At 45.2% G+C, this 25,119-nt stretch carries 26 protein-coding genes and 1 other RNA gene; 18 read left to right on the forward strand and 9 right to left on the reverse strand.

What is annotated here, in order from left to right:
- Nucleotides 1–187, forward strand: a 187-nt coding sequence (locus A3729_RS28545) for an RsmE family RNA methyltransferase (protein ID WP_156498209.1), incomplete at its 5' end; no start/stop codon positions are given.
- Nucleotides 188–540: 353 nt separating this feature from the next.
- On the opposite strand, the gene A3729_RS28550 is transcribed toward A3729_RS28545, so the two are convergent.
- The 5 genes from A3729_RS28550 to A3729_RS28570 form a co-directional block, all read right to left on the reverse strand.
- Nucleotides 541–1,272 carry a putative porin gene (locus A3729_RS28550; protein ID WP_068509190.1) on the reverse strand — a complete coding sequence of 244 codons (732 nt, stop codon included), beginning with the start codon at nt 1,270–1,272 and terminating at the stop codon, nt 541–543.
- Between the two features lie 305 nt (nt 1,273–1,577).
- Nucleotides 1,578–2,822: a UbiH/UbiF/VisC/COQ6 family ubiquinone biosynthesis hydroxylase gene (locus A3729_RS28555; protein ID WP_068553546.1), complete on the reverse strand. Its 1,245-nt coding sequence runs from the start codon at nt 2,820–2,822 to the stop codon at nt 1,578–1,580.
- Nucleotides 2,823–2,842: 20 nt separating this feature from the next.
- Nucleotides 2,843–4,093 (reverse strand): 2-octaprenyl-6-methoxyphenyl hydroxylase, encoded by a 1,251-nt coding sequence (gene ubiH, locus A3729_RS28560; protein ID WP_068509186.1) that lies wholly within the window; start codon nt 4,091–4,093, stop codon nt 2,843–2,845.
- Between the two features lie 9 nt (nt 4,094–4,102).
- Nucleotides 4,103–5,419, reverse strand: a complete 1,317-nt coding sequence (gene pepP / locus A3729_RS28565; RefSeq protein WP_068509183.1) for a Xaa-Pro aminopeptidase — start codon at nt 5,417–5,419, stop codon at nt 4,103–4,105.
- A gap of 43 nt (nt 5,420–5,462) precedes the next feature.
- Nucleotides 5,463–6,128, reverse strand: coding sequence for a UPF0149 family protein (locus tag A3729_RS28570; RefSeq protein ID WP_068509181.1), 666 nt, complete (start codon nt 6,126–6,128; stop codon nt 5,463–5,465).
- 159 nt (nt 6,129–6,287) lie between these two features.
- Here A3729_RS28570 and A3729_RS28575 point away from each other — a divergent pair, with 159 nt between their 5' ends.
- The 4 genes from A3729_RS28575 to A3729_RS28590 all read left to right on the forward strand — a co-directional run bounded on the left by A3729_RS28575 (nt 6,288) and on the right by A3729_RS28590 (nt 7,748).
- Entirely contained in the window at nt 6,288–6,494 is a 207-nt protein-coding gene (locus A3729_RS28575; protein ID WP_068509120.1) for a TIGR02449 family protein, read from the forward strand.
- Entirely contained in the window at nt 6,494–6,790 is a 297-nt protein-coding gene (locus tag A3729_RS28580) for a cell division protein ZapA (protein ID WP_068509122.1), read from the forward strand. Before A3729_RS28575 ends, A3729_RS28580 begins: the two co-directional genes overlap by 1 nt.
- A 73-nt stretch (nt 6,791–6,863) precedes the next feature.
- Nucleotides 6,864–7,049: non-coding RNA, 6S RNA (gene ssrS, locus A3729_RS28585), on the forward strand.
- Between the two features lie 78 nt (nt 7,050–7,127).
- Complete coding sequence (locus tag A3729_RS28590) at nt 7,128–7,748, forward strand: 5-formyltetrahydrofolate cyclo-ligase (protein WP_068512216.1); 621 nt, start codon at nt 7,128–7,130, stop codon at nt 7,746–7,748.
- A gap of 57 nt (nt 7,749–7,805) precedes the next feature.
- Here A3729_RS28590 and A3729_RS31955 read toward each other — a convergent pair whose 3' ends face one another.
- Together A3729_RS31955 and ilvA are read right to left on the reverse strand one after the other, a co-directional pair.
- Nucleotides 7,806–7,964, reverse strand: a complete 159-nt coding sequence (locus tag A3729_RS31955) for a hypothetical protein (protein WP_156490412.1) — start codon at nt 7,962–7,964, stop codon at nt 7,806–7,808.
- Nucleotides 7,965–8,074: 110 nt separating this feature from the next.
- Nucleotides 8,075–9,610, reverse strand: a complete 1,536-nt coding sequence (gene ilvA / locus A3729_RS28595) for a threonine ammonia-lyase, biosynthetic (protein ID WP_068512212.1) — start codon at nt 9,608–9,610, stop codon at nt 8,075–8,077.
- Nucleotides 9,611–9,831: 221 nt separating this feature from the next.
- Here ilvA and rpiA point away from each other — a divergent pair, with 221 nt between their 5' ends.
- Nucleotides 9,832–10,506, forward strand: a complete 675-nt coding sequence (rpiA, locus tag A3729_RS28600; protein ID WP_068512208.1) for a ribose-5-phosphate isomerase RpiA — start codon at nt 9,832–9,834, stop codon at nt 10,504–10,506.
- A 69-nt stretch (nt 10,507–10,575) separates the two neighbouring features.
- Nucleotides 10,576–11,103 (forward strand): inorganic diphosphatase, encoded by a 528-nt coding sequence (gene ppa / locus A3729_RS28605; RefSeq protein WP_068512204.1) that lies wholly within the window; start codon nt 10,576–10,578, stop codon nt 11,101–11,103.
- Nucleotides 11,104–11,181: 78 nt separating this feature from the next.
- Here ppa and A3729_RS28610 read toward each other — a convergent pair whose 3' ends face one another.
- Nucleotides 11,182–12,231: a DUF2333 family protein gene (locus A3729_RS28610; protein ID WP_068512200.1), complete on the reverse strand. Its 1,050-nt coding sequence runs from the start codon at nt 12,229–12,231 to the stop codon at nt 11,182–11,184.
- 79 nt (nt 12,232–12,310) lie between these two features.
- Nucleotides 12,311–14,356: an EAL domain-containing protein gene (locus A3729_RS28615; RefSeq protein ID WP_068567618.1), complete on the reverse strand. Its 2,046-nt coding sequence runs from the start codon at nt 14,354–14,356 to the stop codon at nt 12,311–12,313.
- Between the two features lie 264 nt (nt 14,357–14,620).
- Between A3729_RS28615 and A3729_RS28620 the strand changes: the two genes are divergently transcribed.
- The 11 genes from A3729_RS28620 to A3729_RS28670 all read left to right on the forward strand — a co-directional run.
- Nucleotides 14,621–16,258, forward strand: coding sequence for a diguanylate cyclase (locus A3729_RS28620; RefSeq protein ID WP_068512194.1), 1,638 nt, complete (start codon nt 14,621–14,623; stop codon nt 16,256–16,258).
- Between the two features lie 152 nt (nt 16,259–16,410).
- Nucleotides 16,411–16,845 (forward strand): type II 3-dehydroquinate dehydratase, encoded by a 435-nt coding sequence (gene aroQ / locus A3729_RS28625; RefSeq protein WP_068508593.1) that lies wholly within the window; start codon nt 16,411–16,413, stop codon nt 16,843–16,845.
- A gap of 19 nt (nt 16,846–16,864) precedes the next feature.
- A complete protein-coding gene (gene accB / locus A3729_RS28630) occupies nt 16,865–17,311 on the forward strand; it encodes an acetyl-CoA carboxylase biotin carboxyl carrier protein (protein WP_068512191.1) in 447 nt (148 codons plus the stop codon).
- Between the two features lie 18 nt (nt 17,312–17,329).
- Nucleotides 17,330–18,667 carry an acetyl-CoA carboxylase biotin carboxylase subunit gene (gene accC / locus A3729_RS28635; RefSeq protein ID WP_068512188.1) on the forward strand — a complete coding sequence of 446 codons (1,338 nt, stop codon included), beginning with the start codon at nt 17,330–17,332 and terminating at the stop codon, nt 18,665–18,667.
- A 47-nt stretch (nt 18,668–18,714) separates the two neighbouring features.
- A complete protein-coding gene (gene prmA, locus A3729_RS28640) occupies nt 18,715–19,623 on the forward strand; it encodes a 50S ribosomal protein L11 methyltransferase (RefSeq protein WP_068554032.1) in 909 nt (302 codons plus the stop codon).
- 36 nt (nt 19,624–19,659) lie between these two features.
- Nucleotides 19,660–20,796, forward strand: a complete 1,137-nt coding sequence (locus tag A3729_RS28645) for a DUF3426 domain-containing protein (RefSeq protein WP_068512182.1) — start codon at nt 19,660–19,662, stop codon at nt 20,794–20,796.
- A 202-nt stretch (nt 20,797–20,998) separates the two neighbouring features.
- On the forward strand, nt 20,999–21,949 hold the full coding sequence (gene dusB, locus A3729_RS28650; RefSeq protein WP_068512219.1) for a tRNA dihydrouridine synthase DusB: 951 nt from the start codon (nt 20,999–21,001) through the stop codon (nt 21,947–21,949).
- On the forward strand, nt 21,946–22,245 hold the full coding sequence (gene fis, locus A3729_RS28655; protein ID WP_068506971.1) for a DNA-binding transcriptional regulator Fis: 300 nt from the start codon (nt 21,946–21,948) through the stop codon (nt 22,243–22,245). Before dusB ends, fis begins: the two co-directional genes overlap by 4 nt.
- A gap of 41 nt (nt 22,246–22,286) precedes the next feature.
- A complete protein-coding gene (gene purH, locus A3729_RS28660; RefSeq protein WP_068512178.1) occupies nt 22,287–23,864 on the forward strand; it encodes a bifunctional phosphoribosylaminoimidazolecarboxamide formyltransferase/IMP cyclohydrolase in 1,578 nt (525 codons plus the stop codon).
- 188 nt (nt 23,865–24,052) lie between these two features.
- The gene (locus tag A3729_RS28665; protein WP_068512175.1) at nt 24,053–24,463 is read left to right on the forward strand and encodes a thioesterase family protein; all 411 of its coding nucleotides are present in this window, start codon (nt 24,053–24,055) and stop codon (nt 24,461–24,463) included.
- Nucleotides 24,464–24,624: 161 nt separating this feature from the next.
- Nucleotides 24,625–25,119, forward strand: a 495-nt coding sequence (locus A3729_RS28670) for a phosphoribosylamine--glycine ligase (RefSeq protein WP_368664580.1), incomplete at its 3' end; no start/stop codon positions are given.

Raw genomic sequence — 25,119 nt, forward strand, 5'->3', positions numbered from 1 at the left:
GGTCTGCCCACATCATCTCGAAGAAGCCTGCACCTTAATCATCGGCCCCGAAGGTGGCTTTACTGAGTATGAAGTAAACAAGCTCAAAGAAGCCGGTTTTGAAGGAGTTCATTTAGGCGAAAGAATTCTACGCGTAGAGACTGCCGTACCCGTATTGATCTCGCGTCTATTTGGGTCAACATTCTAGGGTAATTTTGTCCGCTAGTCGGACGTTCAAGTAGACTTAATTGATAAGGATGAAACAGCCAGATTGATTATCGAGTGAATGATTGAAAGTGAGCATTAGCGTTCTTTATCGGGAGCCAAGTAAACCGCTAACTTTGAGTTAAAAGCGAGCATTATTGAACTGTAGACATAACCCATCAAAAGAGCAGGAAGCGCTCACTTTTGAAAGCCCTAAGATCACTCACTACTGTTCAAAAATGTACTTTTCTTTTAATTGTTTTTAGTCATTCTACGGTCATAATTTTAGTAACACTTCAAATACATGTAATTATGTATTTGAAGTGTTTGTCTACAATGACGTCTTGGTAAATTAACTTAAAAGCGTAATCCAGCATCAAGAAATATACTATTATTACTATCAATAGTTAAGTATTTGGCGTTAATGGAGAGTTCGTTGGTTAGGAAGATTCTGCTCTGTATACCATAACCAGTTTCACCAGCCTTAATAATGTTTGCCCCAATGCTAAACTTTTTATTTAGGTAATAATCAGCAGAAAGGTCATAAGTATTATCATCGTCACCTTTTTCAAATGAAGCCTCAATGTTAACTGCAGTATCATCAGTTAACTTATTAACATACTTTGCATCTAAGTTAAGGTCATAGCCAGGCTCATGCAAATATGAAGTTGTTAGCAACAAATTTTCAATCGGAGAGAAACCCGCTGTAAGCCCCCAGTCTGTATCCGTTATTTTAGTTGAACCAAGCTCAGCTGAAGATCGAAGAATCACTGCACCAACGAAAAACTGAGTATCAGGAATATAATAATCAACTACTAAAGACGTAACGTTTGCATCAATTGGTCCCAGCTCCCCTATTCCATGAACTAACTGAACATTGCTTGCCTCTTCTAAGAAAGCGGATTCTGCTAATGGGTGGTTCTCCGTATTTACAGAGTCAAAATATAAGGTACCCATCATAGCTTTAAGGCTTGAGTCATTGTCTAAATCAGCATAACCAATACCAACTTCTGCTTTAAATGACTCTGAAAATGCTACTGTTGAAGCAAGAGAGAGGGCGATGGCTGAACTGATAAGTTTGATATTCATTTATTATATCCATATTGATTAATTCCATTCATCATCTGATGAAAATGCAGATTACTATTGTATCTAATTTTAATATTTAGTGCAAAAAATGGTACGCTTTTACTAACGAACTCTCGGCTTTCTGTGGCCTGAAGAATGCCCGCTTTAGCTCTCAACCTAAAGCAAACGTTTAAACCCGAAGCCTTAGTTCCACCAGTAAGCAAAAACCTGATAATTTGGCCATTTTAGCAATGGCCTCTAATGGCAAGTTTTGGCACTTCTAAGACCCCTGCGTAGCCATCAACGGCTTACTTAGGCGTACTAAGCTAAGCGATGGACAAGCCCATCGCATGCTTAACCAACTGTTTCTTGATAAAGCCCTGCTTATTTACAAAGTCCAGCCCTGTATTACGCACCCACCGAAGAAGTGGATCGGGTTGAGCAAATAAACGCTTAAAACCTTCCATCGCGCCCATCATCAATAGGTTATCTGCCTGCCGCTGTCGTTGATAACGTTTGAGCAAGGTGAGATTTCCCGGGTCCAGCTCTTGTTGGTCAGCCAGTATCAGCACCTGACTCAATGCAAAAACATCTTTAAAGCCCAAGTTCACACCCTGACCAGCCAAAGGGTGGATGGTATGCGCTGCGTCACCGATCAAAGCAAGCCCCTCAGCGACATACTCTTTTGCATGTCGTTGGCGCAGAGGAATACTATAACGCTCTGACACATCTTCAATAGCACCAAGCATTGATTCACTGGCTTTTGCTAAAGCCTGGCAAAACGCTTCCTTATCCAAAGCCATTAAAGACTTTGCTTGCTCAGGTGTTTGCGACCAAACAATGGAGCAATAGGCGTCGCTCATCGATGGGTCCTGCAAAGGCAAGAGTGCCAAGGGCCCTGTTTCAGAGAAGCTCTGCCAAGCCGTCTTGTTATGTGGTTTCTCGGTTTTGATGGTGGCAACGATTGCGTGGTGTTGATAATCCCATTCACGGGTCGCCATCGACAACCAGGTCCTGATTCTGGAATTCGCGCCATCAGCTGCAACTAATAACTTCGCATGTATCTGACGACCATCATCCAGCAGCAAAGAATAAGGAGCTCCATCTACCTCATTTTGCTTCAGGCTGCTAATACGCCCACCAAAGAAACGTTCAACATTCTCTTGTTGCTTTAAGACCTGATGCAAAGCCGAGACAATATTCTGATTCTCTACGATATAACCCAAAGCATCTTCATATAACTCAGCCGCACTGAAATCTATTTGGGCTGTACCTAGCTGATCCCAAACATGCATGTTTCGATAAGGAAGGATTCGCTCTTCGTGAATATGCTGCCAGGCCCCAACACTCTTAAGTAAATCGCGTGAGGCAAAGGTTAGTGCACTGACTCTTGGCTCAAAGCCATTTACATCCTTAGGCTTAGACGGAGAGTGCTGCAGAGATTCTGCCGACTGCGCGTCAATTAAAGCAATTGAAAAGCCGGTATCACGTAGCGCGGCGGCGAGAGAAGCGCCCACCATCCCCGCACCAACAATCGCAATATCAAATTCTTGAGTACAAGCATCACTCATAAGATTAATTCTCTCTAAACCTAAGTATTAAAATGTGCTTTTCGGTCTGCCAGACCCATTGCTCGCTCTGCAAATATCGTTTTCAAGGGAGCGATGTTGTCGAGACCAACCAGGCCAATATCTCGCGCTAGGTTTAATATATGGGAAGGGTTCGCAAATACTTTGACCAGCTGATCACTTAAAGCAATCGTTTTATTCTGATCATCCATTCTCGACTGACAAAACTTATTCAATGGCGCCAGGGAACGATAATCCAAACCCTGCTTTACTGACTCATCAATATAAGCCAAGAAGGCCGCCACACCACGAATGGCCAAATTAAACCCTTGCCCTGCGACAGGATGTAAACTATGCGCGGCATTACCTAAGAGCAACACACCGGCCCGACATTGCTCTTCAGCTCTGACTAATTTCAACGGATAACTTACCCGTTCACCACAGCGTTCAATCGGACCTAGCCGCTCACTGAAACTCTCTTCCAAAGCTTTACAAAATTCAGCATCGCTCATATCCAAATGTGCCTGTATCTCTTTTTCGTCATGTGTCCAGACCAGTGCACAATCAGACTCCCTCAAGGGCAACATTGCCAATGGGCCTTTCTTAGTGAAGCGCTCAAACGCAACACCTTCATTTGGCAATGCAGTACTGACGTTAGCCACCAAGGCATGCTGAGAATATTTTTCCACTTGATAAGCAATGCCTAATAGCTTCGCAGTGCTCGACTCCGTACCATCTGCAATCACCATCAAGCGAGTGTTTAGCACTTTCTGCTGTTCAGGCTGCTCAATTGAGCTTAAGTGCACTTGATGGAAGTCTTTGCCTTGAGATATATGAGAAACCTTCACACCACTATAAAAAGGTAGTGATCTCTCATACACCTTGCTTAACAAACTCTGGCCCAAGCACTGATTCGGCACCACATAACCTAAGGCTTCCTGTCCATACTCTGCTGCATGCATCCGGGTGGTTCCAAAGCAGCCTTTTTCTGATACATGAACCTGTTCGATGGCACATACCGAAGGCTCAATATCTGTCCAGACATCAAGCTGCTCTAAGATTTCTCGCGTGCCCCAAGACAAGGCTGTCGACCTCGCATCGTAGCTAGGAGTGTACTCAGGTATATCTTTAGAGAAGGCAAAGGCATCAATCATGACGACATCAAGGCCTAGCTTAGATAGCCCCAAAGCAGTGCTTGCCCCGACCATTCCAGCCCCGACAATCAATACATCACAAACACTTTTTTCTTCTAACTGGGAAAATTCTTGAGCCATGTGTACTCCCTAAGACGAGGCCTGCGCCATAATGGCTTCAATATCATGAATCGTTTTCGGGACATCTTTAGATAGCACCTGATGAGACTTCTTGGTAACAGCAACATCATCTTCTATACGAATGCCAATGCCGCGCCACTTTTTCGCCACTTCTTTATTGCCGGGAGCGATATAAATACCCGGTTCAACCGTAATCACCATACCGGGCTCAAGCTCTCTCCATTCACCGTCGATTTTATACTCACCAACATCATGAACATCCAAGCCCAACCAATGGCCTGTTCGATGCATATAAAAAGGCTTATAACGCTCCTCTTCGATAATTTCATCCAGCTCGCCACTGAGCAAGCCCAGATCGAGCAAACCCTGGCAAATTACCTTGACCGCGGCTTCATGAGGATGATTCCAGTGACTCCCGGGCTTCACTGCTTTTATTGCGGCTAATTGAGCATCCAAGACGATTTGATAAATTGCCCTTTGCTCGTCAGAAAATTTTCCGTTTACCGGAAAGGTCCGAGTGATATCTGAGGCATAACAATCCAATTCACAACCAGCATCAATCAAGACAAGGTCGCCGTCATTCAAGGGGCCGTTATTATCGATGTAGTGCAATATACAGGCATTGTCGCCTGAACCAACAATAGCTGGGTATGCTTGAGAGCGAGCACCATTATCCATAAACACCTTGCTCATCGCTGACTCAAGGTGATATTCATGTAAACCTGGGCGGCAAACCTTCATTGCCTCAATATGTGCTTGGGCAGATATTTCAGCAGCCTGTTTCATCGTCTTGATTTCGGTGGTACTTTTTATCAAACGCAGCTCATGTAGTGCGTGCTCCAAGGCAACAAACTCACCAGGTGGGTGAGCACCATTTCTAACTTTACTGCGAATAACGTTGATCCATTCCATGACGCGACTGTCAAAGACAGCATCAAGGCCCATCGAGTAATAAACTTTATCCGTTCCCTCAATCATGCCTGGGAGGATTTCATCTATATCAGAAATGGGAAACGCATCATCGACACCAAACATATCAATTGCACGGTCTGGCCCGGCAATAAATCCATCCCACATTTCTTTTGTCGGGTCTCGCTCTCGGCAAAACAAGATGCTCTCACCGTGCTCTCGGCCCGGAATAATCACCAACACTGCTTCCGGCTCAGAAAACCCGGTCAGATAGAAGAAGTCGCTATCCTGACGAAAGGGGTAATCAACATCCCGGTTCCGGCTTTTAACCGTTGACGAGGGCAGTATCGCAATTGAGTTTTCACCCATGTGTTCAGCCAGATAAGCTCGTCGGCGTGAGAATTCTTTTTTATTCATCTCTTATTGTCCTGAGTAGCAGAATCTTGGTCAGCAATTGTTATTAATGTAATGTCGGTGTATCTGGGTCAATATCGGAAATAGCAGCTTTTTCTTCAGTCGAATCTTCTACTTCGGGCTGATTAAACTCAGCATATAAGTTAAGCACCCCCACCCTTACATACTCCACCACTTCAAAGAACTCTCTTTCACCCTCTTCAGTAGGCTCAACGCGAGGGTCCAGCTGGCAAATTTCAACCAGGTCTTTAAGAATTTCTTCCAGATCCTTCGATGCAGAATTAAGTCGTTCACTTGCAGAAATAGCGATACCTTCCAAAAAACCCCTTACCCATAACACCATTGCCTCAAGTCGTTCGGATAAAACATAGTCATCGTCTGGCAATAATAAGGTAAAACTACTCGAATCCTTATCGATACCCTCTGATACTTGGCTATAAAAAGCTAACAAGTCCTCAACTACATTAGCTTGAGCTGCAACATTTAACTCATCGACGCCCATATGTTCTAAAACCTGAGCTAAAAAGTCATTCGCCGTACGCTTAATGCCGCCGGTAATTTCCCCAAGTAATAAGCCATGTAACTCACTCGGGTGATTGATCGCACCTTGTCGGTTATAGACATTCGCCAACCAGTCAAAATCACTCTCCTGAGCCTCTTCATTTTCAAGCTCATCTATATCCTGCTCGGAAAACTTGTCTTTTTCTGTCATTTATATCGACCTTTTATCAAAAATTGAGCGAATTATACGAGACCTGCGACTGGATTGCGAAAGCGAGTTGACCCTCACGCTAGGCCAAATTATAGTTACCCCTCAATATACCGAATAGTATTGGTTTATTCTTCAATATTTGACTATCAAGGTAACTAAATGGAAGCGTCACAACTTAAAACGCTTTCTGGCAAAGTAGAGCAACTTCTAAACTACTGCCAGACGCTTGAAGCAGACAATTTAGCGCTAAAAAGCAGCCAAGACGATTGGCTGTCCGAGCGGACTAAACTTCTACAAAAAAATGATCTTGCCAAAAACAAGATTGAATCAATGATTGGTCGCCTAAAAGCTCTGGAGCAAGGTTAATGTCCGACGCCAACACACTAAAGGTCAAAATCCTTGAAAAGGACTACCTGGTCGCCTGCCCTCCTGATAAAAAGGACGCTCTAGAAAATGCTGCAGGGCACCTTGATGAAAAAATGCGAGAAATACGCTCGTCAGGAAAAGTTCTGGGCATTGAACGAATTGCGGTCATGGCAGCTCTAAATATTGCATACGAATTGCTCGAAAGTGGTCGCGATAAAGAAGGTGACCAGGAGATGTTGCTATCACTTGAAGAAAAGCTTGATCAAGCTTTGATCAAAGCAAAAGCACAGGCCTAATTGAAACCCTGGGCAATTTGTTTTTTTTCGTAAAAAGCCCTGATTTTTATCTAGTTTTTTTATATGATGGTTTGGCGTTCTGGAATGCTGGCTTGCTAGATAAGTCCTCGAGCCGATAATAACACCTTGGTAATCACATCATGTGATGTGTGCAAGTCCCCCGGTTTATCTGGATGGGAAAGCCTAATTTGCATATAGTGATCACCCCCTTGAACTTTCGGGTTCAAGGCCCTATCTGGCAGCGGCATTTTGGGCGCACCAAAATCAACACTCACAACAGAGCGTTGCTTTTGTTTAAACCTATCCAGCTCTATCTTATTGACGATACAGCCCAAAAATGAGTCTTTCTCAAACCTCCCCCGCCACCTTAATTCAAGAAAAAAAGCAGCTTCGTAGAGAGCTCCGCCAACAACGCCGCCAGCTCACCAAGCTTCAACAAAGAACAGCTTCAACGCATTTACTCAAAAATCTGAAACGCTTTGGTTTACTACTGAGGGGCAAACATATTGCTTTGTACTTAGGCAACGACGGTGAAATCTGCCCTCGATCACTGCTCACACTAATACAGAAATGGGGAAAGACAGCATACTTGCCCGTCATCCACCCCTTAAAACCACAACAGATGATTTTTTGCCAAGTCTCTGCATCAAGCCCTTATATCAAGAACCGTTTCGGTATTGAGGAACCTGACTTTAAACGCTGCAAACAATTCAATGCTAAACAACTGTCAACAGTGTTAATGCCACTGGTAGCATTTGATAGCGAAGGAAACAGAATGGGAATGGGAGGCGGCTTCTATGATCGCACTTTTGACTATAAGCGACGGCTTCCTCAGTGCAAGCCTCGCTTGATTGGATTAGCACATGAGCTGCAGAAGATGGACGCGCTTCCGGTCAATGACTGGGATGTCAGCTTAGATGCGATCGTCACCGATCAAGGTATCTATGCAAAAAAATAAGCCTATGCAGAATCAAACGAGCAAAAAAGCCGAGTAATTCTTTATGAATAGAGAGTTTTAGTAGCGGCTGGCTGAACGATCAAATACATGCTCAGTACTAGCGTTCTGAACCGGCTCTTCATCAGCACCAATGCTAATAGAAGAAAAGCCACTTATGACCAAACCGATCATAAATATACCGATTACAGCCAACATTGTATCGGGTTTCTTCTTCATATTTTCCTCAAAATAAAACTTTAATAATCAGAAAAATAGCACAGCTTTAGAAAATTTCCATTAGAACCCTGCTTTAAGTAGCGGATTCTAATGGCTTTAGCACCTAATTACTAGCGTTTTGACTTACCTGCCCTCAAGAAAAGTTGATACGCCTCATTATCCGTCTCGACCCAGTATCGGAAACCTATCTCATCTAGCATTCCCTGAAAGGCTTTCGTATCAGAGTCTTTCAGCTGCACCCCCATCAGGACACGACTGTATGCAGCGCCATGGTTACGATAATGGAACATGGAAATATTCCAACGAGTACCAAGTGAATTAAGGAATGACATCAGCGCCCCTGGCCTTTCAGGAAACTCGAAACGATAAACCTGCTCATCACCAACGCCTTCAGAACGCCCACCGACCATATGCCTGATATGAAGCTTTGCAATCTCGTTGTCAGTCATATCCAGCACGGGATAGCCTTGGGACTCTAACTCTGCAATAACACGCGCCCGATCTTCGCCACCCGGAAGCACTTGCACACCAACAAAGATCTGCGCGTCACTTCCTTCTGCATAGCGATAATTAAACTCGGTCACATTACGAGTTTGCAGCGCTTGAATAAACTTCTGATAGCTTCCAGGCTTTTCAGGGAGAGTGACAGCAATGATTGCCTCGCGCTGCTCACCAATTTCAGTTCGTTCAGAGATATAGCGTAAACGGTCAAAGTTAACATTCGCCCCACTAACGATGGTCACTAAATTCTCACCACTTAAGCCTTCACGTTCCGCATATTTTTTTAAGCCAGCGATGCCCACCGCACCTGCGGGTTCAGCAATTGATCGTGTATCATCAAAGATATCTTTAATGCCTGCACAAATCTCATCTGTTGAAACAGTAATCACCTCATCAACATACTTTTTGGCAATTTCAAAAGGCAGCTTACCAATCTGTTTAACCGCGACACCTTCTGCAAAAATCCCTACTTCTTCTAGAATTTCTCTACGCCCAGTCTCTAGCGCCACCTTAAGACATGCCGCCTCTTCAGGCTCAACACCAATCACTTTTGTTTCGGGGCGAACAAACTTAATATAGGCTGCCATTCCCGCAATTAAGCCGCCACCACCAACCGGCACAAACACCGCATGAATAGGTGCGGTATGCTGCATTAGTAACTCCATTGCGACCGTCCCTTGCCCGGCAATCACATCTTCATCATCGTATGGGGGAATATAAACCAAGCCCTCTTTCTTTACCTTTTCTAAGGCATAAGCGGAAGCTTCATCAAAGGCATCACCAACGAGTTCAACTTTTGCGCCCTTCGCCCTGACCGAGTTAACCTTAATTTCAGGGGTCGTTTTTGGCATAACGATAGTCGCGTCGATACCAAGCTTCTGCGCAGCTAAAGCAAGCCCTTGCGCATGATTACCGGCAGAAGCCGCAATCACGCCAGCTGCTTTTTCTTCATCTGTGAGTAAACGAGCACGGTTATAGGCTCCACGAAGCTTAAAAGAGAATACAGGCTGCAGGTCTTCTCTTTTAAGGTATATTTGATTATCAAAACGCTCCGACAATAGCGGCGCATGTGTCACCGGCGATTCAATAGCAACATCATAAACTCTGGCATCAAGTATTTTCTTGATATAACGGTTAATTGGCATCTTGGAACTCTTCACTTATAGGGCTGACATATAGACAAACAGCGTATAGGCAGACTTAATATAATTTTAATACCCTGCTCAATACCTGATAGCTAGAGAAAAATAAGCATCGAAGTGAGCACAAACAATCATAATCCTTTTCTCACTTATTGTCGGGCATTATAATGCCATTTATAACGATCAATACGCCATAATCAGATATTTACCCTAGCGGAGCATGCATGAACCAAGATCAATTAAAAAGCGCAGTCGCCCAAGCTGCTATTGACTATATCCAGCCGAAGTTGGATAACGATAGCATCATCGGCGTCGGCACCGGGTCGACAGCGAATTTCTTCATTGATCACCTTGCTAAAATCAAACATCAGTTTGATGGCGCAGTGGCCAGCTCCGAAGCAACAGCGGAAAGACTAAAAAGCCATGGCATTCCTGTTTACGCGCTGGGCTCAGTAGATGAAATGGAGTTTTATGTCGATGGCGCAGATGAAAGCAACGAGCGACTAGAGCTCATCAAAGGCGGCGGCGGTGCACTTACTCGAGAGAAAATCGTTGCTGCTGTTGCCAAAAAATTCATCTGCATTGTAGATGCCTCCAAGCAAGTTGGCTTGTTAGGTGAGTTCCCACTTCCAATTGAAGTTATCCCTATGGCACGCAGCCTGGTAGGCCGGGAAATTGTCAAACTTGGTGGTGACCCGGTTTATAGAGAAGGCTTCGTAACAGACAACGGCAATCATATTCTAGACGTTCACAACATGAAGATTCTCGAACCGAAGAAGCTCGAAGCCGAAATCAACAACCTTACAGGCGTAGTCACTAACGGTTTATTTGCACTTAGACCCGCAGATCTGCTGTTTGTTGGCTCTGAATCTGGCGTAAAAATGCACGAAGCCGTATAATCGCGCACTTTATCGCTCTGCGAAAAAATTCAGGTCAGTAACACCGCTTATTAACGACAGGACAAAGCTATGATTTTTGACAACATTCCAGCAGGAAAAGACATTCCTAACGACATTAACGTCGTAATTGAAATCCCAGCTCAAAGCAGCCCGGTAAAATATGAAATCGACAAAGACATGGGAGCTGTTGTAGTTGACCGTTTCATGTCCACGCCAATGTTCTACCCAGCAAACTACGGTTTTATCCCGCACACTTTGGCTGACGATGGTGATCCATTAGATGTATTGGTTATCACACCATATCCAGTTATACCTGGCTCAGTAATTCGTTGTCGCCCAATCGGCATGCTAGACATGGACGATGAAGCGGGTGGTGATGAGAAGCTAGTAGCGGTACCTCACGACAAGCTATCTCCTGAGTACAAAGATATTCAGGATATTGAAGATATTCCAGTGTTACTGAAAGAACAGATCCAGCACTTCTTTGAGCGTTACAAAGAGCTTGAGAAAGGCAAGTGGGTAAAAGTAAAAGGCTGGGAAAATGCAGATGCTGCTCGTAAGTCAATCGAGAAGTCTGTAGCGAACTACAATAAGTAAGTTGTAGCGCTTAGCTCTATATAACAAAGGCCGCATCAGCGGCCTTTTTACTATCTGCACTTCACGAGTGCTAGAAAGTTAGCCCTGCTGAAGCAAACTGCGCAAGTCGATAATGGCCGCTGATGCTCTTGAGATATACGAAGACATTGTCAAGCTATGATTAGCCAACATCCCAAAGCCACTACCATTTAGAATCATCGGACTCCAAACAGCCTCTTGAGTCGCTTCCAATTCCAGTGTTATCTGCTGCAAGCTTACCAAAGCATTCTTATTGATCAGCACTGCCTTAAAGTCATGCTCTATTGCTTTTAGTATATGCACCAGCGCCCAAGCCGTACCGCGTGCTTCATAAAACACATCGTCTATTTCCATCCAAGCAGTCTTACGCTCCTGAGCACCTTCTGCAGCTGTCGACTGCTGAGCACTTGCATCGCCCGCCAAACCCAAGTCAAGCTGCTGGCGACCAACACTTTCACTCAAACGGCGCGACAAACTCCCTAAACGATTCTCGACTTCAGATAGCCAACTTCTTAAATTATCTGCTCGCGCATAGAACTGAGCGTCCGGTTGTTGAGGGTCAGAGAGACGCGCTAGGTAACTACGCGCTGCCTTCACGCCACGACGATATTCCGACTCACTGGCCGGAAGTGCCCAACTACTGTTATCGAAATGAAACTGGGGCTCTGCAATCGTTAAGTCCTTATCTTCAACCGACTGGCTTTGAGACCGGCTCAACTCCTTACGAAAGACCCTGGCCAAATCACGAACCTGAACCAGCACGCCATATTCCCAATTAGTAATATTATCCAGCCATAAACCAGGCGGAAAAATATCATTGCTAATGTAGCCTCCCGACTTATCCATCAGCGTTTCCATCAAATAGATCATCGTTGCTGTTGTCGCAAAGCCAGGAACCGGCTGGTGCTGCATCAACTCGGCCTGTTCATGAGAGTACTGAACAACATCGGTAATTTCCGGCTCAGAACTCCACCAAAAACCTAGAATAACAGACAAAAGTAAATAGACACCCAAAGCACCACCAATAGCTTTAGCCAACATTCCGCCCCCCAAGTAGTCTTGGAAATCTTCTTTTCTATGTCTTATAAAATCAGACAAACCTTCTTTCACATTAATAACCTGCTAACGTGTATAAATTCTCAATGACTTGGGAGAACTGTAATCCCCTACTATCAATTGCAAACACTTGCTATGAAGCAAATACTTCATTTGCTTGTGGCCGTTTCAAATGGTACCCCATTGCGCCATCAATCCCCAGCTCTTTTAAAGCCTGCCACTCGTCTTCTGACTCGACACCCACAGCAATCACATTAATTCCCTGACCATGTGCAATCTGGATCGCTGATCGCAGGAAGAACTGATTTGATTGACTGCCCTGAACGTTGCGAATAAAGCTATGGTCAACTTTGATGTAGTGAATATCCACTCGCTGTAAATACGAAAATGGCACCGAGCTTACACCAAAGCGCTCGACCGATAGACTAAAGCCATGCTCTTTTGCCATATTGCTCAAAACGACCAAGGCATTTTCATTATAACTCACGATATGTTCTGGAACTTCGACAATTAGCATTTCCGCCAAGCTGGGGTTCTGAACAAGCTGCTGATCAAACCAGGACAAGAAGCGCTCATCTATCAAGGCAGCTTCAGACAAGGTAATACAGTATCGGTGATTATCAGCTTCACCTTGCGCCAACTCATTGTGAGTTCGCTGCATCAAAAATTCTGGATCTGCCAGGCTCTCTACCACCTTCTCGACAACCAACTGATCAAAGGGCACCATCAATCCGAATCGCTCAGCCATCGGCAGGAAGGTCCCAGCGACAGTCAGCTCGCCTTCTACTTCAATTCGAGAAAGGACCTGCTGATACATAACCTTTCCTTCACCATCATAAACTGTTTGAGTATGAAGCTTCACATCTCGACTCAGCAATACCTCTTGCAAAATATTTCGCCACTCATTTGCCTGATGCACCTCTCGCATACTCTCTTCTGCCGACTGAATATGCGCATAACGCCGCCAGCCGGAAATACCATCTGACTGTGCTTGGCGTAAGGCTAAATCAGCTTTAGACAACAAAGTGCGAGCAGTATCATCAGCCTTTACGCAAGCCGCACCGATATGCACGCTATCATCGCGCAACAAGTGCTTGATATCAGAGAGTGAACAAATTTCTGATATCATTTTTGGCACCAGGACATCAATTTCATCATCCATAACACTCGGCATAAACACACTAAAATCGGCACCACTTCGCCTCGCAGCAAACGCATTCTGATGACGCTGTTCATATTTTTGCAGTATCTGCGCAACACTCGTCAACAGAGCATCGCCTCGATCTCGCCCCAATGACTCGTTAACTGCACCAAAGTCGTTAAGTTGCACTAAGACCAGACTTCCTTTTGCTGTGTGCTGCTGTGAATCCAGCTCTGTCTTTAAACGCCCATCAAAACCTTCACGGTTACTTAGGCCGGTAAGTGTGTCAACAAAAGATGCCTGACGCAGGTCCTCGATCAAATTTAATTGCTCTTCAAACACCCCGCCAAGCTGCCTGGCCATATCATTCATCGCATCGGCAACGCCTGCAAGCTCTCGGAATACAGGATGAGGAGCCCTAAAATCAAAATGGCGATGACTCATTTCCTGTGCATGAAACTGAAGCTGTTTTAAAGGCTTTAACACACCAGCTAATAGCCAACGCGCTGCAAATAAGCCGAGCACCAAAATACTTAGAAACCAAATTGACTCAGAACGAATCACTTTCCACAATTCAAGGTAGGCGTAACCAGGATGACTCTCTACCACAATCGTGCCCAACTGTTTCCAACCAGCTACAACTTCTGCACTTTTGGCAGGGGCCTTTAGATCAAGCAGAGAGACAAACCAGTCAGGGACAGTATCAACAGTTAAAGAGTTAGCGCGCACGACAATGGCGGCACCGTTCAAGTCAAAAAAAACAATTTTTCTGTAGTCACCACTGTCGAATATCGTGTCAACAATTCGCGCTGCCGCCACGCGATCTTGAGCATCTATACTCGTCGATAATGACAAGCCCAAAGAAGTAGCAGCATCCTGTGCATGGGACTGCAATTGATTCTGCAAATAGTCACGCATGGTGGTGATATTCAGCGTAAAGCTTCCAACCAACAACAACAGCAACATAATGCTAATATAAGCAAATAGTGTCCTTTGTAAGCTAGGACCCTGATTTGTCAGGCTATGACTATGCCTCATGATTAGGCCTCACTTACTTTATCTCCATCAGTATCTTCATTGGTGTCTTTTTATTAGCAAAGCCCAAGTATAAAAACGACCCGACCTCTTTCACCACAGAAATCATAATGGCCAGCCTGTAGGCATTGCTTCCATATAACAATAGATCAACTTACACATCCTGACATTTTTTGACGATAAAAACCTCCATATTCAGGGGATTATGCTAAATTATGTAGAGACGATTCGCGTTTACAAAAAGAATTCTTCCATTAGGATCAAGGAATGGCTCAGGACAACCAACGAGAGAAACTTAAACAACTGTTTGCAAAACGAGTTACGACGCAAGCCAGAGTTGTATTAGATGTCTATCAAAAGTGCAAACTCTCCTCTTGGGAAGACCTGGATCGCACTCAAGATTTAAATGATGCGAGTGAAAAACTAGAGCGTTTTGCAACCCGCTTTGAGATGTCTCGCCAGGAGACTTCGGCACGAAAAATTAACCAGCTACTGAGCAATGTTAACCCTGAAGCCCCGCTTTCGTTAGACAGCCAACAAAAAATTGAGTCCTTTATTCAGGAGCTGAATGAGTGCACTTTGCGAAAGAGTGATACCGGAGGGGGGCGAAGCGACACCTCGCACTCGAATCCACGTACTTTTTTACGCACTCCGATTTACCTCGCGCTAAACAACACCGAGTACGCTAACCGCATTATTAATCAGCTGGAGTTCTTTGGTTTTCGTTCAATCAACTTCAGTGATGTTGATGATTTTGTTCACGCAGCTAAGCAGGATAAGCCAGAGACCATCGTAGCCGATGTAGATTTTGGCGGGCATAAGCTTGCTGGCATCGATGCCGTTCAAGTAATCCAGGAGTCTCACGAGACAACTATTCCAGTTATTTATGTTAGCGAGAGCACTGACGACATTCAGACCCGGCTAAAAGCATCGCGCACAGGCGGCGAAGAGTTTTTTTATCGAGCCATCGACCCTGGCCAGCTAATAGAAAAATTTGAGCAATATACGCACGCCAACATTCAGGACCCATACCGTATTCTGGTAGTCGATGACTCTAAAGCACAAGCAAAGTACATTGAGAATATATTGCACAAAGCCGGCATGATTCCTCACATCATTACCGAGCCGATGGATATCCTGGTAGCCTTGGCGGATTTCCAGCCTGAGATAATTATCATGGATATGTACATGCCAGGCTGTACCGGTATGGAGCTAGCCCGAGTGATACGCCAGCAAGACAAGTTTCACAGCGTACCTATCATTTACCTCTCTGCAGAAGATGACGTCAACAAACAGCTACACGCGATGAGTCTTGGAGGCGATGACTTTCTAACGAAACCTATCGACCCGAAACACCTCATCGCCACGCTGCGAAACCGAGGCCGAAGAGCTCGATCCCTTTTGGCACTAATGATTCGCGATAGCCTGACCGGGCTTTACAATCATACCCATACTCTACATTTGCTAGAAATTGAAGTTGCTAAAGCAGCGGAAAGCGAACTACCTGTCTGTTTCGCAATGCTCGATATCGACTACTTCAAAAAGATTAATGATAACTACGGCCACCCTATTGGCGACCGCGTACTGAAAAGCCTTTCTCTTTTCCTTAAACAGCGGCTACGTAAAACAGACCACATCGGTCGCTATGGTGGCGAAGAGTTTGCCATCGTACTGCCAAATACTTCTGAACGCGATGCTAAAACTATTCTTAACGAAATACGTGAACGCTTTGCAGAATTACCACAGCCCGCCGGAACCGGCACATTCAATGTCACCTTTAGTTGCGGCATTGCATTAGCTGACCACGAAAACGCTCAATCCTTATGTGAAAAGGCTGATCATGCCCTATACGAAGCAAAGAGAAATGGACGAAATAATGTCCGTTGCTACAATACAGAACTGTAAGAAAACCTGCTTGTAAATAACGCAATATATGGGCAAACTAGCCACTATATTGTAGATAAAGTGTCATAAAAAGAAACTACACTTGTAGACATTTCTCACGGCACTTAGAATTAACTTTCTCTTTCACATGTTTTTACGAGCATCGTCTGATTATGGCTAGCATACTGGTACTTCATGGCCCAAACCTAAACCTTTTAGGCACCCGCGAACCCGAAATTTACGGCTCAGAAACTCTCAATGATATCAACTCTCGCTTAAAAGCCTGCGCCAAGAATAACAATATCGCGCTCAACACGTTGCAAAGCAATGCTGAACACGAACTTATCGAGCGCATACATCAAGCTAAGCAAGATGATACTCAGTTTATAATTATTAACCCTGCGGCATTTACGCATACGAGCGTAGCAATCCGAGATGCTCTACTAGCGATTGATATTCCTTTTATCGAAGTACATTTATCAAATGTTCATGCTAGAGAAACATTTCGCCATCATTCTTATTTCTCTGATGTCGCATTAGGCGTCATCTGCGGGCTGGGCAGCTTAGGTTACGATGCTGCGCTCAGCAAAGCCCTGCAGGCGCTATAAACCTAATACAGGAATTGTTATGGATATTCGAAAAATCAAAAAGCTGATCGAATTAATCACCGAGTCAGATGTAGAAGAACTAGAGATTAAGGAAGGCGAAGAGTCCATCCGCATCAACCGTCGCAAGCATGTTGTCGCCGCACCAGCAGCGGCCCCAGCACCCGTAACGTCTGCTTCAGCACCTATCACAGAAACATCCACTGCAAGTCCGGCACCGGCGAGCACCTCTAGTGACCAGACAATCAATGCCCCTATGGTCGGCACCTTCTACAAGGCGCCCTCACCTGACTCCGCCCCATTTGTTGAAGTTGGACAAAGCGTTAAGGCTGGCGATGTCTTGTGCATCATTGAAGCAATGAAAATGATGAACCAAATCGAGGCAGACCGAAGCGGCGTTATTCAGTCGATAGAAGTCAGTGACGGAGAACCTATCGAGTTCGATCAGATACTATTTACAATTGCATAAGGCTCGCAGGTAACACTGATGTTAAAAAAAGTTCTAATCGCTAATCGTGGCGAAATAGCCTTACGAATTCTACGCGCCTGCAAAGAGATCGGTATTCCTTCGGTCGCCGTACACTCCAAGGTTGATAGAGACCTTATGCACGTTCGCTTGGCAGACGAGTCAGTTTGTATTGGTAATAACAGCCCTGTCGAGAGCTACCTCAATATACCTGCAATAATCAGCGCCGCTGAAGTGACCAATGCTGTTGGCATTCATCCTGGCTACGGTTTTCTTGCTGAAAATGCTGACTTCGCAGAACAAGTCGAAAAGAGCGGCTTTACCTTCATTGGCCCCCCTGCCAGTGTCATTCGCTTAATGGGGAATAAAGTTTCAGCCATCAAAGCCATGACAAAAGCCGGCGTACCGACGGTTCCTGGCTCCGACGGCCCGATCACAAATAATCAAGATCGAACCAAAGCTATTGCACGCAAAATTGGCTACCCGGTTATTATCAAAGCAGCCTCAGGTGGTGGCGGCCGGGGTATGAGAGTTGTTAACGACGAAGCTGAACTACTCACCTCGATTCAGCTAACACAGTCTGAAGCCAAAGCCGCTTTTGGCGATGACACCGTTTACCTTGAAAAATTTCTCGACACACCCCGGCATGTCGAAATCCAGGTACTTGCAGATAACCATGGCAATGTCATTCACTTAGGTGACCGTGACTGTTCACTGCAACGAAGACACCAAAAAGTTATCGAAGAAGCCCCTGCACCAAATATTAACGAGGAAGCCCGACAAGCCACGTTTGCCGCCTGCGTAAAAGCCTGCAAAGATATCGGCTATCGCGGAGCAGGAACATTTGAGTTCTTATACCAGGATGACAGTTTCTATTTTATCGAAATGAATACCCGAGTACAGGTAGAGCACCCTGTAACAGAAATGATAACAGGCATTAATATCGTTAAAGAGCAAATTAGAATTGCTAGCGGCCTACCACTTTCAGTCTCTCAAGCTGAAGTAAATCTTGAAGGCCATGCGATAGAGTGCCGCATTAACGCTGAAAATGCTCAAACCTTTGCACCGAGCCCCGGCTTAGTTAAACAGTTTCACGCGCCCGGTGGCATGGGAGTCCGTGTCGATTCGCATTTATATAGCGGCTATCGTGTACCTCCATTTTACGACTCTTTAGTTGCCAAAATCATTTGTCATAGCGAAAACCGTAATGCGGCGATGAACCGTATGACAAACGCACTTGACGAGCTAGTCGTAGACGGAATTGACACAAATATTGACCTTCACCGCAAGCTACTTTCCGATAGCGGATTTCGAGAGCTCGAATTTAATATCCATCATCTGGAAAAGAATATCCTTTAGTTTCATCTAATGTATTTCATTCCCGACTATCAGGAAGTCACTGACTTATGAACTGGATCCAAGTTAAAGCCAATATATCTCCCGCCATCGCAGAAGCTCTCGAAGAAGGCTTGCTCGCGGCGGGAGCCAGCGCAGTGACTCTCGAAGATGCTCAAGACCAGCCAGTGCTAGAGCCCGAACGGGGCACAACGCCGCTTTGGGAAGAAACGATCGTCACCGGGCTGTTTTCTGCCGATGAGGACCAAAAAGCTATTAGAGCCATCACTGAAAGTGTCTTCACCAATCTTTCAGATCAGACCTTCCCTGAATTGCGTTTTGAAATATTGGAAAACGAAGACTGGACGCGTAAATGGATTGATAACTTCAAACCCATTCAGTTTGGTCGCCGCTTATGGATATGCCCAAGCTGGCATGACATTCCTGAGCCAAACGCTGTCAACCTGATGCTCGACCCTGGCCTGGCTTTCGGCACTGGCACACACCCCACAACTGCACTTTGCTTAAAATGGCTAGATGCTTATGCGCTAAACGATGACGGCCTAAACAACAAAACTGTCGTAGATTTTGGCTGTGGTTCCGGAATACTGGGCTTGGCCGCATTATTACTCGGCGCCAAATCGGTGGTTGGAATCGACAACGACCCTCAAGCTTTGCTGGCTACCCAAGACAATGCCAAGAGAAACGAGGTCGAAGCTCAGCAGTTCCCGGTCTATCTTCCAGAAGATAGCCCTAAAGACCAAGTAGACCTGGTTCTGGCTAATATTCTTGCTCAACCACTGCATGACTTACGTAGCAATATTGCCGCTTTAGTTAAACCTAAAGGAAAATTAATTCTATCTGGAATTCTTGAGCATCAGGCAGCTGCGCTAGTTCACGACTATGAAGAATGGTTTGAAATGGATAAACCTCAGCTAGAGGATGGCTGGGTATGCTTGACCGGCACAAAAAAAGACTGATAATAGCCTTATAATAATTCAGGAAAAACACACACGATGAGCAATCAGCGACTGACACAATGCCCGCACTGTAAGGCTTCGTTTAAAGTCTCTGAAGAACAATTAAGTGCTGCCAACGGCAGAGTTCGCTGCGGCGCCTGCATGAACATCTTCGATGCAATTGCCTATAGCTTGTCCGATACTGAGAAGCAAACAGCAAACAAGCCTTCTCCTGAACCCTCCGAAGACCAACAAAGTTCAGCTATCGACCTGGAAGATAGTCTACTAGAGTCTGAAGATAAGCTATTTGCCGATAACCCTGAAGAAGATCTGCATGAACCCGGCTACTCAGGCAGCGCCGATGGCTCTGATGAGTTTAGCACCTCTTTCCTGGAACTAGATTCCGCAGACAACAGTGACCCTTACTCAACCAGCTTTAAAAAACTTGACGATACCTTTGTTTCTGAAGAGAGTGAAGAAATCATCGACGAAAGCTGGACTCAGGAAATCCTCGAAGATATTCAAGATGAACAAGGTAAACAGAAGGTAGAACCAACATTCTCCGCTTCAGCTATAGAGCAGGCCTCAGTCACACAAGCTGAGACATCGACTGAATCAGCCTTCGGAGAGCCCGGGAGCGGTTTCTCTGAGACTTCTCCGTATGAGAAAATTGAATTTCAATACGACCAGGATAGCCCCAATAATAGACATTGGCTTGTCAGTTTATTATTCATTCTCGCTAATATATCGCTCATCGTAATACTGCTAGGGCAAGCGGTATGGTTTCACTATGAAAAGCTCGCCAAGTACCCTAAAGTTTCTGAGTTATATGAGCTAGCATGTGAACACTTATCTTGCACATTGCCAAAGCTTGAAGATATCGAAAAAATTAAAAGCAACAACCTCGTTGTCAGAAGTCACCCCACTCAACGCAAGTCCCTCATAATCGACACCGTGATAGTGAATGAAGCTGCTTTCAATCAAGCGTTCCCCGACTTAGCTCTTTATTTTTCAGACATAAACAAAAATATCGTTGCCCAACGCTTATTCCAAGCGAAAGAGTATTTGTCTGGCGATCTAGCCAGCTGGCACGAAATGCCAAGTCAGCAGCCAATTCATATTTCACTCGAAATCGTTGACCCAGGAAAAGAAGCGGTTAACTACTCTCTAAAGTTTTTCTCCCCTCAACCCTAAGCTCCAAGGAACAAGACATAGATCAATTGTCAACCAATAAGAGCAAAATATAACCAAAAAAAGCCACCTTTTTTGCTTTTACACCCTTGCCTCAGAGGGTATGATTAGCCCCCCCAAAATTAGCCACCCTTGAACCTGACAGAGAAACGACTTGCTCAAAATCGGCCCCTATCAATTAGATAATCGATTGATCTTAGCGCCCATGGCTGGCGTGACAGACAGACCTTTTCGACAGTTATGCCGGAACAACGGCGCAGCTATGGCTGTTTCGGAAATGGTAATCGCCGACCCAAGTTTTTGGAAAACACGCAAGTCAATGCATCGTCTCGACCATACCGGTGAGAGTGACCCTATATCTGTACAAATTGCTGGCGGCGATCCAGAAATGCTAGCAACAGCGGCAGAGCTTAATCAGGAGCGAGGCGCACAGATCATAGACATCAATATGGGCTGCCCGGCCAAGAAAGTTTGTAACAAAGCAGCAGGCTCTGCACTGATGAGAGACGAAGACCTGGTAAAGGAAATCCTAAGTGCAGTGGTTGGGGCTGTCGACATTCCGGTGACGCTAAAAATACGCACTGGCTGGGATAAAAACTCTCGAAATGCATTAACGATCGCTAAAATGGCAGAGCAAAGCGGTATTGCAGCTCTCGCCATTCACGGCCGAACTCGAGCTTGCGCTTACCAAGGACAAGCTGAATACGACACCATCGCTCAAGTAAAAGAGGCGATAAGCATACCCGTTCTTGCTAACGGCGATATTGATTCGCCCGAGAAAGCAGAACAGGTATTGAAGCAAACAGGAGTTGACGGTCTGCTAATAGGTCGAGCTGCACAAGGCTGCCCTTGGATTTTTGATGATATCAACCACTACCTTAAGCACGGTACCAAGCGTGAAGAAAGACCGTTGGCCACCGTTCGCGATATCATCCTTCATCACCTAGAAGAACTACATCAGTTCTATGGTGAGAAAATGGGTCATCGCATCGCTCGCAAACACGTCGGCTGGTATCTGAAGGCAAGACCGAATCACCAAGAATTTAGACAATTTTTTAATAAAATTGAAACACCGGAAGCTCAGCTTGAGGCTGTGCGCACGGAGTTCGAAAAGCAAATCAACAATCAAATCAATAACGGGGAAATAGCCGCATGACTATAGAAGCGCTTGCTGCAGACAAACAAGAAGAACAAACCTACACCAGTCAAACTCAAATTGAAAACGCTGCCACTTTAAGGGATTGCGTTGAGAAGACGCTGAGCAACTACTTTGAACAACTTGACGGTGCTCCAGTCACAGATGTTTATCAACTAGTTCTCTCAGAAGTAGAAGCACCTCTACTTGAACAAGTACTAAAATATACGCGCAACAATCAAACCAAAGCTTCTGTTCTACTTGGTTTAAACAGAGGAACCTTACGCAAGAAGCTTAAGCAGTACGGTCTACTTTAAGTCAGAGTTTTTTATTTTTCTTATACAGGTTTGGAATAAACATGAGCAATACTAACGATCTGGTCCAGGTGAAAAGAGCGCTAATCAGCGTTTCAGACAAAACGGGCATCGTTGAATTCGCCTCTGCCCTAAACGATATGGGCGTTGAAATACTTTCAACGGGCGGAACCTACAAATTACTACAGTCTAACAGCATTCCTGCTGTCGAAGTTTCTGACTATACCGGTTTTCCCGAAATGATGGACGGTCGAGTCAAAACACTTCACCCTAAAGTTCACGGCGGAATTTTAGGGCGCAGAGGTCAGGATGACGAAGTAATGCAAGCTCATGAGATCAAGGCTATCGACATGGTTGTCGTTAACCTCTACCCTTTTGAACAAACTGTCGCAAAGGAAGACTGCAGCCTAGAAGACGCTGTAGAAAACATTGATATCGGCGGACCAACGATGGTACGTGCTGCTGCTAAAAACCATGCACACGTAAATATCGTTGTTAATGCGAGCGACTACCAGAACATTCTTGATCAAATGCGTGAGAACGATGCCTGCACAAGTTTGGAAACACGTTTTGACCTAGCGATTAAAGCTTACGAACATACAGCTGCCTACGACGGCGCGATTGCCAACTACTTTGGCCGATTGGTTCCAGGTGGCAGCAAAGAGTTCCCAAGAACATTTAACGTTCAAATGAACAAAACTCAAGAACTTCGCTATGGTGAAAACCCTCACCAGAACAGCGCGTTTTATGTTGAAAAGAATGCTCCAGCCGATTCAATCTCTGGCGCTAAACAGCTTCAAGGAAAAGAGCTTTCGTTCAACAATATCGCCGACACCGATGCAGCACTTGAGACCGTAAAGCTATTTGACGAACCTGCATGTGTCATCGTCAAGCACGCAAACCCTTGTGGCGTATCAGAAGCCGGCTCTATTCTAGAGGCTTATGAAAAAGCTTATGCAACGGACCCTGAATCTGCTTTTGGCGGTATCATCGCCTTTAACCGTGAGCTTGATGCGGAAACCGCGACAACTATCGTCGACCGACAGTTTGTTGAAGTTATTATTGCTCCGAGCGTTAGCGCCGAAGCGAAAGAAGCCGTAGCCGCTAAGAAAAATGTCCGCCTCCTAGAGTGCGGTGCATTTTCTGACAGCGCAGCATCTTTCGATTATAAGCGCGTCAATGGCGGCTTACTGGTGCAAGATCGTGACTTAGGCATGATCAGTAAGGAAGATTTGACTGTTGTCTCCAAGCGCCAGCCAACAGACGAAGAAATTGATGACCTCTTATTCACCTGGAAAGTTGCTAAAATGGTTAAGTCCAATGCGATTGTTTACGGTAAGAGCGCTCAAACTATCGGTATTGGTGCCGGGCAAATGAGCCGTGTCAATTCAGCACGCATCGCAGCAATCAAAGCTGAGCATGCCGGACTTGCCGTGAAAGGCTCTATGATGGCTTCAGATGCCTTCTTCCCATTCAGAGACGGCATAGACAATGCCGCAAATGCCGGCGTTAGTTGTGTCATCCAGCCAGGCGGTTCAATGCGTGATCAAGAAGTCATTGATGCAGCTGATGAGCACGGTTTGGTAATGGTATTTACCGGAATGCGTCACTTCCGACACTAAGCAAATAAGCTCTGTATGACCGTGCACCCGCCTCTGTTTGAGACTTGGTGCACGGTACTCTTCCTGCTATACATCTACTCTTCTGCCTCTAGTTAGCACTACCTAATAATATACGCTAGACTATTTTTACCTATTAATCGGACGCCCGAAGGCTTCCACGGACTTCTATCATTAATGGAGCAACAACAGTGTCAGATTACGTACGCATTAAAGTAAGGGGCTATCACCTCGACCAACACGGCCACCTCAACAACAACGGCTATACCCGCTTTTTCGAAGAAGCTCGCTGGGTATTGTTTGAAAACTTCAATGCCATAGAGTTTTTCTCACAGCTTGATCTGACACTGACCTTGGTAAATAGCAACATAAACTATCGTCACCCATGCCTCTTCAATGATCAGCTCGAGATCCATACCAAGGTAATGCGCATAGGTAATACCAGCTGTAAAATAGATCAAACTATCTACTTGGAAGGTAGCAACACGATTATCGCAGATGCCAGCAATACTTTTGTATTAATGGACAACAAAGAACATAAGGCTGTGCCGATTCGCGACCAAGCTAGAGAGAAGCTGGCCCAACTTGCAAACTCTGCTTAGCATTCATAAGAGTTGGTTGTTCGTAAAACCACTCTTGCCCATTTTACGAACAATTATTTTTTATATCTCCTCTCGAATAAGGTATCCTTGCGCCCATTTCCATCTCCAGGCGACTCCGTAAGCCGCCTGGCTATTAAGTTATTATTAGATCGGGTTACGCTATGAATATTCTTATCATTGGCAGCGGCGGCAGAGAACATGCTCTTGCCTGGAAAGCTGCACAAAATAAAGACGTCGAAACAGTTTTTGTTGCACCAGGAAATGCTGGTACCGCATCAGACAGCAAATTAAGCAATGTCGACATTGACGTTATGAACTTTCAAGCGCTGTCTGATTTTGCCAAAGAGAATCAAGTCGCACTTACCATTATCGGCCCAGAAGCGCCTTTAGTTGACGGCGTTGTTGACCATTTTGAAGCAGAAGGCCTTCGCTGCTTTGGCCCTTCAAAAGGTGCGGCTCAATTAGAAGGCTCTAAAGCTTTCACTAAAGATTTCTTAGCTCGCCACAACATACCTACTGCCGACTACCAGAATTTTACGGAAGTAGAACCTGCCTTAGCATACTTGAAAGAAAAAGGTGCCCCGATTGTTGTTAAAGCCGACGGTTTAGCGGCTGGCAAAGGCGTAATCGTTGCCGAAACTCTGGAGCAAGCAGAA

Source organism: Oleiphilus sp. HI0043, assembly GCF_001634935.1.

Coding starts and splice junctions, on each gene's coding strand:
- A3729_RS28550 (WP_068509190.1), bottom strand. CDS start 1,272: ATGAATATCAAACTTATCAGTTCAGCCATCGCCCTCTCTCTTGCTTCA.
- A3729_RS28555 (WP_068553546.1), bottom strand. CDS start 2,822: ATGAGTGATGCTTGTACTCAAGAATTTGATATTGCGATTGTTGGTGCG.
- ubiH (WP_068509186.1), bottom strand. CDS start 4,093: ATGGCTCAAGAATTTTCCCAGTTAGAAGAAAAAAGTGTTTGTGATGTA.
- pepP (WP_068509183.1), bottom strand. CDS start 5,419: ATGAATAAAAAAGAATTCTCACGCCGACGAGCTTATCTGGCTGAACAC.
- A3729_RS28570 (WP_068509181.1), bottom strand. CDS start 6,128: ATGACAGAAAAAGACAAGTTTTCCGAGCAGGATATAGATGAGCTTGAA.
- A3729_RS28575 (WP_068509120.1), top strand. CDS start 6,288: ATGGAAGCGTCACAACTTAAAACGCTTTCTGGCAAAGTAGAGCAACTT.
- A3729_RS28580 (WP_068509122.1), top strand. CDS start 6,494: ATGTCCGACGCCAACACACTAAAGGTCAAAATCCTTGAAAAGGACTAC.
- A3729_RS28590 (WP_068512216.1), top strand. CDS start 7,128: ATGAGTCTTTCTCAAACCTCCCCCGCCACCTTAATTCAAGAAAAAAAG.
- A3729_RS31955 (WP_156490412.1), bottom strand. CDS start 7,964: ATGAAGAAGAAACCCGATACAATGTTGGCTGTAATCGGTATATTTATG.
- ilvA (WP_068512212.1), bottom strand. CDS start 9,610: ATGCCAATTAACCGTTATATCAAGAAAATACTTGATGCCAGAGTTTAT.
- rpiA (WP_068512208.1), top strand. CDS start 9,832: ATGAACCAAGATCAATTAAAAAGCGCAGTCGCCCAAGCTGCTATTGAC.
- ppa (WP_068512204.1), top strand. CDS start 10,576: ATGATTTTTGACAACATTCCAGCAGGAAAAGACATTCCTAACGACATT.
- A3729_RS28615 (WP_068567618.1), bottom strand. CDS start 14,356: ATGAGGCATAGTCATAGCCTGACAAATCAGGGTCCTAGCTTACAAAGG.
- A3729_RS28620 (WP_068512194.1), top strand. CDS start 14,621: ATGGCTCAGGACAACCAACGAGAGAAACTTAAACAACTGTTTGCAAAA.
- aroQ (WP_068508593.1), top strand. CDS start 16,411: ATGGCTAGCATACTGGTACTTCATGGCCCAAACCTAAACCTTTTAGGC.
- accB (WP_068512191.1), top strand. CDS start 16,865: ATGGATATTCGAAAAATCAAAAAGCTGATCGAATTAATCACCGAGTCA.
- accC (WP_068512188.1), top strand. CDS start 17,330: ATGTTAAAAAAAGTTCTAATCGCTAATCGTGGCGAAATAGCCTTACGA.
- prmA (WP_068554032.1), top strand. CDS start 18,715: ATGAACTGGATCCAAGTTAAAGCCAATATATCTCCCGCCATCGCAGAA.
- A3729_RS28645 (WP_068512182.1), top strand. CDS start 19,660: ATGAGCAATCAGCGACTGACACAATGCCCGCACTGTAAGGCTTCGTTT.
- dusB (WP_068512219.1), top strand. CDS start 20,999: ATGGCTGGCGTGACAGACAGACCTTTTCGACAGTTATGCCGGAACAAC.
- fis (WP_068506971.1), top strand. CDS start 21,946: ATGACTATAGAAGCGCTTGCTGCAGACAAACAAGAAGAACAAACCTAC.
- purH (WP_068512178.1), top strand. CDS start 22,287: ATGAGCAATACTAACGATCTGGTCCAGGTGAAAAGAGCGCTAATCAGC.